The 11,639-nt window shown below is 49.5% G+C and carries 11 protein-coding genes, 1 tRNA gene and 1 pseudogene; 6 read left to right on the top strand and 7 right to left on the bottom strand.

Annotation, left to right across the window (positions count from 1 at the left end; translation table 11 throughout):
• Positions 1-62 precede the first annotated feature (62 nt).
• Positions 63-1,025, bottom strand: coding sequence for a zinc-dependent alcohol dehydrogenase family protein (locus J2125_RS07810; protein WP_017801319.1), 963 nt, complete (start codon positions 1,023-1,025; stop codon positions 63-65).
• Between the two features lie 912 nt (positions 1,026-1,937).
• Here J2125_RS07810 and J2125_RS07805 point away from each other — a divergent pair.
• From J2125_RS07805 to J2125_RS07790, 4 genes are all read left to right on the top strand, one after another.
• Positions 1,938-2,258: a DUF1493 family protein gene (locus J2125_RS07805; RefSeq protein ID WP_017801318.1), complete on the top strand. Its 321-nt coding sequence runs from the start codon at positions 1,938-1,940 to the stop codon at positions 2,256-2,258.
• A complete protein-coding gene (locus J2125_RS07800) occupies positions 2,251-2,475 on the top strand; it encodes a phage regulatory CII family protein (RefSeq protein ID WP_017801317.1) in 225 nt (74 codons plus the stop codon). The genes J2125_RS07805 and J2125_RS07800 overlap by 8 nt, the downstream gene beginning before the upstream one ends.
• A 69-nt stretch (positions 2,476-2,544) precedes the next feature.
• Positions 2,545-3,360, top strand: a complete 816-nt coding sequence (locus tag J2125_RS07795; protein ID WP_017801316.1) for an RNase A-like domain-containing protein — start codon at positions 2,545-2,547, stop codon at positions 3,358-3,360.
• 9 nt (positions 3,361-3,369) lie between these two features.
• On the top strand, positions 3,370-3,708 hold the full coding sequence (locus J2125_RS07790) for a contact-dependent growth inhibition system immunity protein (protein ID WP_017801315.1): 339 nt from the start codon (positions 3,370-3,372) through the stop codon (positions 3,706-3,708).
• A 323-nt stretch (positions 3,709-4,031) separates the two neighbouring features.
• Here J2125_RS07790 and J2125_RS07785 read toward each other — a convergent pair.
• The 4 genes and pseudogenes from J2125_RS07785 to J2125_RS07770 all read right to left on the bottom strand — a co-directional run bounded on the left by J2125_RS07785 (position 4,032) and on the right by J2125_RS07770 (position 7,155).
• Positions 4,032-5,178, bottom strand: a pseudogene (locus J2125_RS07785) (IS3 family transposase).
• 44 nt (positions 5,179-5,222) lie between these two features.
• A complete protein-coding gene (locus tag J2125_RS07780; RefSeq protein WP_017801278.1) occupies positions 5,223-5,960 on the bottom strand; it encodes a hypothetical protein in 738 nt (245 codons plus the stop codon).
• Between the two features lie 120 nt (positions 5,961-6,080).
• Positions 6,081-6,156, bottom strand: a tRNA-Ile gene (locus tag J2125_RS07775).
• A gap of 198 nt (positions 6,157-6,354) precedes the next feature.
• Positions 6,355-7,155 (bottom strand): SDR family NAD(P)-dependent oxidoreductase, encoded by an 801-nt coding sequence (locus J2125_RS07770; RefSeq protein ID WP_017801277.1) that lies wholly within the window; start codon positions 7,153-7,155, stop codon positions 6,355-6,357.
• Positions 7,156-7,318: 163 nt separating this feature from the next.
• Here J2125_RS07770 and J2125_RS07765 point away from each other — a divergent pair, with 163 nt between their 5' ends.
• Complete coding sequence (locus J2125_RS07765; protein ID WP_017801276.1) at positions 7,319-7,903, top strand: TetR/AcrR family transcriptional regulator; 585 nt, start codon at positions 7,319-7,321, stop codon at positions 7,901-7,903.
• A gap of 18 nt (positions 7,904-7,921) precedes the next feature.
• Positions 7,922-8,449, top strand: a complete 528-nt coding sequence (gene mug / locus J2125_RS07760) for a G/U mismatch-specific DNA glycosylase (protein WP_017801275.1) — start codon at positions 7,922-7,924, stop codon at positions 8,447-8,449.
• On the opposite strand, the gene J2125_RS07755 is transcribed toward mug, so the two are convergent.
• Positions 8,446-9,384 carry a glycosyltransferase family 32 protein gene (locus tag J2125_RS07755; protein WP_017801274.1) on the bottom strand — a complete coding sequence of 313 codons (939 nt, stop codon included), beginning with the start codon at positions 9,382-9,384 and terminating at the stop codon, positions 8,446-8,448. The genes mug and J2125_RS07755 overlap by 4 nt on opposite strands.
• A gap of 251 nt (positions 9,385-9,635) precedes the next feature.
• A complete protein-coding gene (gene rpoD / locus J2125_RS07750; RefSeq protein WP_017801273.1) occupies positions 9,636-11,477 on the bottom strand; it encodes an RNA polymerase sigma factor RpoD in 1,842 nt (613 codons plus the stop codon).
• Between the last annotated feature and the right edge of the window lie 162 nt (positions 11,478-11,639).

The raw sequence follows: 11,639 nt of genomic DNA, 5'->3' as shown, positions 1-11,639 counted from the left end.
AAACGACGACATAATGCTTCACATAGTGAAGCAGTACCGTTTGACGGGAGGTGTGTGCAGGTTTAACACTGAATCAGTATCTTGCCTGTGTGACGTTGTTGCTGATAAAAATGCAGCGCTTCGGTGATTTCTGCCAGTGGGAAGATGGCGGCAATACGAGTAGTGGCCACACCATCGCGGATTAGCGCAAACACTTCATCCAGTCTGGCGGCAATCTGCGGCTGGCTGGCTTGATGGATCCACTGCCTGAGATGGAAATAACAAAAATCGATATCCGGACGTTGCAACCAGAAGGCGTTAGGAATCGCCTGCCCGGAAAGCAGGCCATAGGAGATAAACTTACCACCCGGTTTAAGCGCGGTTGCCAGCGTAAGCGCGCTATTGCCACCGATACAATCCAGCACCGCATCGACGCCTCCGGCAGCTTTTAACGCCTGCGCAGCATGTCGATCTTCTGCAGAGGCCATAATCATCACTGATGCAGCATCCAGAGATTGCGCCGCCTGCTGACTACGCACAATTGCCACCACATCCAGTTGCAGACGTTTTGCCATTTTTAACAGCATCAGACCGATCGCGGAGTTCGCCGCATTGATCGCCAGCTTTGCGCCAGCAGGCAAATGCACGGCTTCGGTTAGCATCATCCATGCCGTCATTGGATTGACATAGCTGGTGGCGGCCTGCTCGTCGGAGAGCCAGTCCGGCACCGGGAAACACCAGGCTGGATCGCTGTATTTGATCTGCTGCCATGCTCCGGCAGTCCCAAGCGGCAGCACCCGCTGGTTGCCTGCGGCGGAAGCCACGCTGCCAACCCCTTCAAAACCAGGAATAAAAGGTAATTGAGTGCGGGTGGGATAGGCGCCCGAGATGGTAATCAAATCAGAGGGATTGATGGCCGCTAACCGCATATGTACGGCAATATTGCCGGGTGACGGCGAGCGATCATTATACTGCTCAAGCTCGACGCAGTGCGCTGCAATACCAAACTGACGAACAACCGCACGTAATAAAGGAGTCGGGGACATAGCGTTCTGTCGTAATCAGCGAAAAATGGCATAGTAGCAGAATCTGGTGAGAGGAGAATGTTTTGCGGCTGATTAATGCAGTATTTCTTAGGGGTAAATAATTGTGTGTTGAATAATTTTAAATACTATATTTATTTGTAATTGCTTTATCATAAATATTACATAGTTATCAGATCTGATTCATATTTTATAAATTCCCGCTCACGCAATAGATTCAATAAGGTAAACCCGCCTGGCGGGTGCTCTGGATTTTTTTGTCCTGAGCATATGTAAGGGACAGAAAGATAAAGGCCCCACCTGATTTTAAACCAAGTGAGGCCACCCTTATGCCGACAACATAAAGGTAGCCTTTTCTCCGCTGAAAAGCAATGGAAGAAGGAGCCAAAGATGGCAGCAAAACTACTTTTACTTAGCGTGGTATTTATATACGTAACTTTCTTTTCGTTTACGTTTATAACGCGAGGTTCTCTCTGTGAAATGTCTGTTAAATACGGAGGGTGAGAGGTTGTCGCCAGGCTGGCCTGCGAATCCATCAGGTAAGGCAACCCAACGGCGGGGCAGGTCCCCGCCCGTTGGATGTTGCAGGCATAATCCATGAGCACCTTTTTTTAAATATAGTAAAGTCAGTGCGAAAGTTGTTGCGGACTAAATAGTAAGCGCTGCCCTGCTTGTTAGTATAAACGCACAAGAGGTTTATATTCCTGATTCAGTTAACAGGAAGCTATATTAAATTCAGCGTGTAACTCTGGCATTGGGGGTTGTTCCTGACATTGCATGTTCCTTTCGTTACGTATAGTGATTGTAGTTGGGGGGAAAGAAGCTGACAAGGATGCTTCAGGAATGTCTGGGGATAAGCATTAAAAAACTATTGCCAGTTGGGTTTGGATGTTTTACTGAAAAGGATAAACTTTGGTGGGGGTCTTATCAGACGACGAAATCGTTGCAGTGATACTTAAAAAGCTGCCACTGGTCACGACTATTACTTTTCGCAAAATAGAAATTGATGAGCGCTCGCCGCTTCAGGATACCTTTGAAGCTGATGATATTGAGCAGACGGCAGAAGTTGTTTTCGGGCAATTCGGTACAGATGGAAGCAGTTTCACCCTTCATCATTACTACCCGTGGAAAACAAAAGGCTTCTTTTCAAAAAAAGCGCCAGAGCAGGATAAAAAAGCACTGACTGTCAGTATGTTTGTTGAATCGGTGAAGGCCGGAAAATGGCTATATGACTGATCATGTTCTGCCCCTGACTGGTGCGTTACCGGTTTACGTTATGAAAACCATGGCTGAAGTAGGGCAGCTGGCGGCCAGCGCTGTATCAACTGAACGTATGACACCATCACGTAAAAGTGCGTTCTCAGTTAACCGAGCTGTAGTAAAAAATATTTTTGACGACGGCAATGTTGAACAAAGAGCGCAGCAAGGCGTTATTCGTATTCCGTTTGGTTGATTGAATTCTTTTTTGGGAATACCCTTACTTTCATTCAAAATTCATATTCACAGCTAAAAGGATTTGAAAATGAATGAAAATGAGGGATTAACATTAGCTGTATCACCGGTACAAATGGCAGCAATACTGCATAAGAAAACGGTGAGTGAAGGCGAAACCTGGAGTAACCGCCTTTGGGGTGGGCTGGGTGTAGTTGGCGGTGTTGTGGAATCGTTTGGCGCTGGTGCGCTATGCGTTGTGCCTGAACCAACAATGATAACCAAGGCGGGGTGCGTGGTAGTTGGAGCGCACAGTCTTGATACAATCAGGACATCGTTAAACCAGGTTATTACCGGTCGTGAATCGCAGACAGCTACAGCTGAGCTGGCTAAATTGGCCGCTGAGCAACTTGGGGCTGATGCCGCAACGGCATATAAAGTTGGTGTTACTGTTGATTTGCTGGTTCCGCTGGCTTTCGCCAGTGCTGCAGGTGCCGCGCGAATTGCATCGGTATACTCAGGTCGGATTAGGCTGGCGGAGCATGAAGGCGGGGCGCTGGGACATACCATATCGCGCCACGTAGGTCAGACATCGGAACAGTTGATAGCCCGGCTGACCGCTCCAAGTGCACCAACCCGCGCCAGTACTTTCCTGAATACACGACATGCTGAGTTGCTGATTTCAGAGGTGCTGACGCTTAAACGATTTCAGATTGAAAACGCATTAAAATATATGCGTCCGGGATCCAGACTTCGCCTCGAACATCGATTTTATTTTTCGGTTGGGCGATATATAGAGAAAGGCACTACTGCCGTTAAAAAAGCATACGGTGTAAGGGTGATTATTGAGGCTAAACAATATGGCAATAAGACTTACTATATTGTAACTGCATATCCGGTGCCGTGAGAGGGAAGAATGGATACAAATATCGAAAAATCATGTGAACTGGATAATCTGGTTATTATCTATTTTGGGCAGGATTGCGATATCTTTGATGAGAATTGCGATTTTGACAATCTACTTAATGAGTATCTGAATACCTCATCAGATTTTTCTTTAAGAATGTTGCTGGCTAATTTGACTGAGCTGAATGGCCAGGCTGACAGAAGTGAGGTGCTACTGGCTCGTTATGGTGGTGAGTTTGCGCCGGATCGCTGGGAAATGTCTGCACAAGAATGGCTTGATATCGTCAGCCAGCGTCTCGTTGAGTACATGCATGACAAAGGCTACTCCACCGAGCTGTCCCATTTTTAGAACCCGTTTTCGCTACTAACAAACCATGCATTTGTGCATGGTTTCGCATGAGTGGATCCCTCGTCTGGATCCTTTTTAGCGCCAGATCCGGTGCGGCTTCGGTGAGTTCATGCAGCTGCATGAAAACCACTACACAAAGCGGGCAGGCGTGGCCGGGGTGTGAGCACGCGCCACGGGATAAATGAATTATTGTCCGCAAAGTGCTGAGCACCAGAAATTGCGTGTGATGCAAAAGGGCAGCGGTTATACTGTGAACAGGAATCAACTATCAGAATTAACAAAATAAGGAGGGGATGAGATGACTATGAATCGCCACGGATAATTTAGACACTTCTGAGCCGTTGATAATATAGGTTTTCATATTCAGCCGGTGGCATCTGCTCGCTCGAGCCATGCCGACGCTTATTGTTATAAAAAATTTCGATGTAATCAAAAATATCGCTTCTGGCTTCGTCTCTCGTTCCGTAGATCTTTTTCTTAATCCGTTCGCGTTTCAGTAGCTGGAAAAAGCTTTCCGCAACCGCATTGTCGTGGCAGTTACCGCGACGACTCATGCTGCCTTCCAGACCGTGTAATTCAGGAACGACTGCCACTCATGGCTCGTGTACTGACTGCCCTGATCAGAGTGAACCAGTACCTGCTTTCGAGGATTACGCCTCCACACCGCCATAAGTAATGCGTTCAGGGCAATCTCTTTTGTCATGCGGGGTTGCATTGACCAGCCGATAACCTTACGTGAGAACAGGTCAACAACCACGGCCAGATACAGCCAGCCTTCGTGGGTCCTGATGTAGGTTATGTCCGTTACCCAACGCTCATCCGGAGCATCCGGATTGAACTGTCGCTGGAGCCTGTTGGGCGATGTGATGCTGGCTTCGCCTTTACGTGCCCGTGGGCTACGGCACCCAACCTGAGCTTTTATTCCGGCACGCTTCATCAGTCGCCAGACCCGGTTCACTCCGCACTGCTGCCTGGTATCACGCAGATCGAGATGGATCTTGCGATAACCATAGACGCAGCCAGACTCAAGCCAGAACTGTTTGATCTGCCCGGTCAGCATCTGGTCTGTCTGGTGACGCTGTGAATGTGGCTGCTGAAGCCAGAAATAAAATCCACTCGGATGCACATCCAGAACCCGACAGAGCAAACGAACAGGCCAGCAACGGCTGTTGTCGCGGATAAAGGCGTACCTCAGTCGGACAGCTTTGCGAAGTACGCCGCGGCTTTTTTTAATATGTCCCGTTCGTCGGTAACCCGCTTCAGCTCTTTCTGGAGACGGCGGATCTCGGCCTGAGCATCTGACTGTTCTTTATTAGTGGAAGAATCCGGACCGTACTTCTTTATCCAGGCGTAAAGGCTGTAGGTGGTGATATCGAGACGTGTTGCAACGCTGGAAACAGAATGACCACGATCAACAACCTGTTTGACTGCTTCAATTTTAAACTCTTCAGGATAACGCTTACCGCTCATGGGCACCTCTCTTTAAGTCATCTTAAATGACTCTGAGGTGTCTGTTAAACCCGTGGCGATTCAGACAGTGGGGAAGAGCCACTACTCCAAAGATGGTGGCCGAGATTTTCTAACTCTTTTGAGAGCATTGTTGGCGTTGGGACAATGCTTGTCAGAGCCTCTTTTGTTTTTTTCTTCCACAGCTCTGGCTCGTTATAAAGCAAGTACAGGGCAGCAAGAAGAATCTGCTCGCGGTTAGTAGCATGTCGTTCCGCATTAGGGTGTGGATCACGTAACGCTTTTTGCAGACGTGCGTTTTCTGACTTTAATAGCTCTATTTCGGCTATTAAAGTAGCTTCATGCCCTGTTACTAAAGTTGGAATATCTGCGGTATCGGTAAAATCTGTATCGAAGGCGCTTTTTAGATCGGCTTTTTGATATCCGTAAAGAGCTAGCTTCGGGTCGTTGATGCTTTCTTCATTCAGTTTTCTCATCAATGTTTGAGCCGACGTTCCCATAAAACGCCCCATCTCCTCAAATGAACGAGGCTTACTGTCCCTCTCTCTCTCCAGGGAAGCATTGACGATGGAAACATCAAGCATTGCTCCGTTTTCCAATCGATAAAGCTTAGGAGGGGCTTGTAGAGCAAGAAGCGTAGTTACAAAACTATCGGCAAGATCTTGCCATGAAGCTGATGGCCTGACAGATTTCATATACAAGCAAATCTGATTAAGGCTGACGAAACCAGCTTCTTTGTCACGCCGCTCACTCACTTTCTTGTCGAATCTGTCAAACAGGTTCATGTGCTCTTTATCCTGAACACAGGTCATGCAGCATGTGAGTTACATCACCCACTACGTCACCTGTAACGCCAAAAAACAAAAAGGACTCAGCCAGTTTCCTGTCTAAGTCCTTGATAAATTTGGTGGCCCCTGCTGGACTTGAACCAGCGACCAAGCGATTATGAGTCGCCTGCTCTAACCACTGAGCTAAGGGGCCTGCGGGGCGGGATTATAAAGTAACTCCGGTGCGCAATCCAGTGATAAGCATTCAGTTGTCTTTTTTTTCAGCAACTCCCGCCTGACGCAAAGCTTCTGAATCACAAGGTTTTAATCCCTCGTCCCGCACTTGCCGTTTTGCTTCGGCATCTCAATTTGGTCGGTTTTTGTTTAATCACGGCACGAAGCCCTGAAAACATTACTGACGATAGCGTGACGCCGGTTGGCTAAGCGACAGGCCGGGGATCATCGCTGAGCGTGCCGTATCGTATTGCTGCCACTGCCCGATATCTTCCAGCGCAGGAATAGTTACCACTTCGCCTGAATCCAGTCCTCTCAGGCTGGCATCCACCATCGTGGCCACTTCCATCACCATATGTGCCGGAAGATCGTCGATTGAACGACCTGAACGCTCGAAGATCTCGGTGCGGGTTAAGCCCGGCAGCACCGCCTGTACGCGTACGCCGTGTCCCTGCAATTCTCTGTCCAGTGCGCGCGTCAGCGTCAGGACAAAGGATTTGGTGGCGTTATATGCGCCATTAGCACTCTCATGCACCAGTGATAATACCGATGAAACATTGATAATCGTGCCCTGTCTGCGCGTCTTAAAGCTGTTACCGGCGGCATGGGCGAGGCGGGTTGGCGCTGTAACATTAAGCGCGATCATGACTTCAATTTTATTGATATCGGCTGTAAGGAAATCACCGTCAACGCTCATTCCGGCATTATTAAGCAGCAGTGAGATCTGCGCATCATCCGTCAGGCGCTGAGCGATGCGGCTCACATCCTCGTCGCGTGTCAGATCTGCCGCAACCACTTCAACATGCACGCTATAAGTGCTGGCCAGTGTGGCCGCCAGTGATTCAAGGCGCGCCCGATCGCGCGCCACCAGAATAAGGTCGTAGCCGCGCTGCGCCAGGCGTTCGGCGTAGGTTGCGCCAATGCCGGCAGAAGCACCGGTGACTAATGCAGTACCTGAAGATTGGTTAGCTAAAGACATGGTTAACTCCTGAATATGATGGTCATCATTTATATGCACCGATAAATATGACGATCATCATATAAACAGTCAATAGCTGCCAGGGTTTGAATATGACGGACGTAATAATTATGATGATTGTCATAACCTGTAATGGTGACTGAAGGCGAAGCGGGAGAGTGAGATGGACAATTTGAGTCACAAAGCGCGCACCCGGCAGCGCATCCTTGACGAAGCCGCCAGCGCAATGCGTGTGTTGGGCACTGAGGGAATTGGTGTCGCCGCATTGATGAAGCGGGCGGGGTTAACCCACGGCGGTTTTTATGCCCACTTCAGCTCACGTGACGAGCTGGTCGCCCATACCATCGACCATATTTTTGCCCAGTCGCAGGCAGCACTGGCGGCGACGCTGAATGAGCCTGATGCAAAAGTCGCCCTCAGGGCATTTATTGATGCCTATCTCGCCGACAGGGTGCGTCTGGCGCCAGAGCAGAGTTGCCCGCTGCCTGCGCTATCTGGTGAGGCTGCACGGTTGCCAGAAGCGGCCCGGGTGCGTTTTGATTGCGGCGTTCAGTATATGCAGCAGTTAATCAGCACGCGGCTGCAACAGAACGGAGAGAGTGATGCTGATGCGATGGCAAGCTCAGCGCTGGCAGAGTTGATTGGTGCGATGGCGCTGGCGCGCGCCTGCCCTGATGAGCAGCGTGCGGCGCAGATGCTGGTCAGTTCGCGCCATAACCTGAAGCAGCGTTTACATCTGTTACCTTAAGCGATAACCCGGAACCTTATGAACAATAATACTGAACAGCCGATTACCGATATTCTGGCGCCAGGCCTGCGCGTGGTGTTTTGTGGCATTAACCCCGGCAAATCCTCGGCGCATCATGGATTCCATTTTGCCCATCCGGGCAACCGTTTCTGGAAAACCGTCTGGCAGGCGGGATTTACTGACCAGTTGCTGAAGCCGGAACAGGAGCAGAGGCTGCTGGAGACGCGTTGCGGGATCACCATGCTGGTTGAGCGTCCCACCGTACAGGCCAATGAGTTGTCAGCACTGGAACTGCGTGATGGCGGTAAGGCACTGATTGAGAAAATTCAGCAGTTCCAGCCGGTTGCGCTGGCGGTATTAGGTAAAGAGGCATTTAAGCGCGCCTTTCGTCAGAGCAAGGTGGAGTGGGGCAGACAGGCAATCACGATTGGCGCCACCGAAGTCTGGGTGCTGCCGAATCCCAGTGGCCTCAATCGCGCGACCCAGGAGAAGATGGTAGCGTCTTATAAAGAACTCGATTCCACGCTGGCGCTGCGCGGTCTTTAACGTCTGCGGTAGAGATCGCCAATAATGCTGTTCTTATTAAGCAGCTTCAACCGCATTATGGATTCAATACCACTGCGATTCGCGCTGTTAAGTTTGATCAGTGGCGGCGGAACCAGTGGCGCGTTATTCAGGCAGAGCCATTTCGCCAGCTGATAAGCATCCCAGTTAAGATGTTCCTGATACAGAAAAGCGTTTGCTTCACTGCGTTTCAGATAAAGATTGAGGTTATCGCATTGCCGCTGCGCAATCTGCTGCGCCAGATAGACCAGCAGATAGTCTGGTTTATGGATCTTTTGTGCAATCTCGGCATAGTCATCTCTTGCCAGCATCAGCTGGTAATAGCCTCTGGCGCCCAGCTCTTTTAGCGGCGATAAAACATCCAGCCATTTTCTGATAAAGGGATTATCAGGTGGGGTACAGAGAAACCAGCTTTCAATCACCGGATAATTTCTGTTGGTGGTAGAAATATCCCGGTAAAAGCCTATCAGGTCGTGATTTGCCGCCTGATTAACCTGATGCACCCACGCCAGGCTGTGATAAAGCAGAGTAGACGCATCAATCCAGATGCCGCCAAATCTCGCGAGGATCTCCAGACGTATAATATCGGATTGATTCGCCAGCGGAATATCAGTAGCGGTAAAGTTAACGGGCAGGATATAGTCACACAGATTGTTGGCATTAAGTAATATTAACGTGTGGTCCGGATTTTGTGACTGCATGCGATTGACCATCCGCTGAATATAATCAGGCAGATTTTCATCCTGCCAGTAGATCCAGATAGTTTTGGGGATTACCCCCTTTTTTACAGACGACGTGATAACACTGATATCATCTTCGTTTAGCTGGTTATAACTGAAAAGTGGTGTGTTTTTCTGGGCTAGCGCATAGGCGGCAACATCCAGTATTTTCTTTACCCGGCTGGCAGTCTTATTCATTTATAGCCTCTGTGAAAATGAAGAAGAAATAAAAACAGCTGCCATCCTGGCATTATTTATCGCCATTTTCACACGGGGTAAAATCTGATAATTAATTTGTTAAGAGTGGGTTGAATTAAAACTGGTGCGGTTTTTAACACGGTTATGATTAATAATGAGCCAGTTAGACCGTCGCTAAAATAAAAAATAACCAGGATTCTGGCAATAAAAAACCCCGGCAAGCCGGGGTTTTTTGTCACTTCAACGCACGATTAATCGTCGAGGAAGCTACGCAGGACTTCAGAACGGCTTGGATGACGCAGTTTACGCAGCGCCTTCGCTTCAATCTGACGAATACGCTCACGCGTTACATCAAACTGTTTGCCCACTTCTTCCAGCGTGTGGTCAGTGTTCATATCGATACCGAAACGCATACGCAGCACTTTAGCTTCACGCGCGGTCAGGCCAGCCAGAACGTCATGCGTTGCAGAACGCAGGCTTTCTGACGTAGCGGAGTCCAGCGGCAGCTCCAGCGTGGTGTCTTCGATAAAATCGCCCAGATGTGAATCTTCATCATCACCAATTGGCGTCTCCATAGAGATCGGCTCTTTAGCGATTTTCAGCACTTTGCGAATTTTATCTTCCGGCATCAGCATGCGTTCAGCCAGCTCTTCCGGCGTCGGCTCGCGGCCCATCTCCTGTAGCATCTGGCGTGAAATACGGTTGAGTTTGTTAATGGTCTCAATCATATGCACCGGAATACGGATGGTTCGCGCCTGGTCGGCGATCGAGCGGGTGATAGCCTGACGGATCCACCAGGTTGCATAAGTTGAGAACTTATAACCACGGCGATATTCAAACTTATCAACGGCTTTCATCAGGCCGATGTTACCTTCCTGAATCAGGTCAAGGAACTGCAGACCGCGGTTGGTGTATTTCTTGGCGATCGAAATAACCAGACGTAAGTTTGCTTCCACCATCTCTTTCTTCGCACGACGCGCTTTCGCTTCGCCGATTGACATGCGACGGTTGATATCCTTTACCTGCTCGATGGTCAGGCCGGTCTCTTCTTCAATCTGCGCCAGCTTCTGCAGGCTGCGATAAACATCATCAGCCACGTCGTTCAGCTTCTCAGACCATGGCTTGTTCATTGCCAGTGCTGCTTTGAACCAGGTCTGGCTGGTTTCATTGCCGGTGAACAGCGTAATAAAGTTCTTCTTCGGCATTTTGCACATTTCAACGCACAGCTTCAGGATCAGACGTTCCTGCGTACGAACGCGGTCCATCATGATACGCATGCTGTTAACGAGGAAATCGAACTGTTTCGGCACCAGACGGAACTGTTTAAACACGTCAGAAAGATTCTGAATCTCAGCGGCGGCTTTCGCATGGCTACGGCCATTGGCTTTGATTACGGTACGTGTGATTTCGTACTGGTTACGTAAATCAGTAAATTTCTCGCGCGCCAGTTCCGGATCGATGCTGTTGTCATCTTCGGCGTCGTCGTCGTCATCTTCGCTATCGTCGTCGTCATTGTTACGCTCTGCTTCAGAGAGTTCAGAGCCGACGTGGGTAGCGGTTGGTGCAATATCTTCTTCGGCGTTCGGATCGACAAAGCCGGTGATCAGATCGGACAGACGCGCTTCGCCCGCTTCTACGCGGTCGTACTGCTCAAGCAGATAGGTTATGGCTTCCGGATATTCAGCAACAGAACACTGTACCTGGTTGATACCGTCTTCGATGCGCTTGGCGATGTCGATTTCGCCTTCGCGCGTCAGCAGTTCTACGGTACCCATTTCACGCATATACATGCGAACCGGGTCGGTGGTGCGTCCAATTTCAGATTCTACGCTGGATAACACTTGAGCAGCCGCTTCTGCAGCGTCTTCATCGGTATCAGAACTGTTTTCATTCAGCATCAGATCGTCAGCATCAGGCGCTTCTTCGACTACCTGAATGCCCATGTCGTTGATCATCTGGATGATGTCTTCGATCTGATCGGAGTCGACGATATCTTCCGGCAGATGGTCATTGACCTCGGCATAGGTCAGATAGCCTTGCTCCTTACCACGGGTGACAAGTAGCTTTAGCTGTGACTGCGGGTTTTGCTCCATAAGACGGTATCCACACTTCTGTTAAATTAGATTGGTGTCGGTCGGCCATGCAGCCAACAATAACAGTTGAAGGCTTTTAGGTTATTGCCGCTGCCCTCGTTGCGGCTGTCGGGTCCAGCCCGAACGATATTCGGCACTTAAGCCGCTGAGTTCTGTTCTGCA

The sequence above is a fragment of the Winslowiella toletana genome, from assembly GCF_017875465.1.
Lineage (GTDB): Bacteria > Pseudomonadota > Gammaproteobacteria > Enterobacterales > Enterobacteriaceae > Erwinia > Erwinia toletana.
The sequence above is the reverse complement of the archived record's forward strand: the minus strand, read 5'-3'. Positions and strand labels throughout refer to the sequence as shown.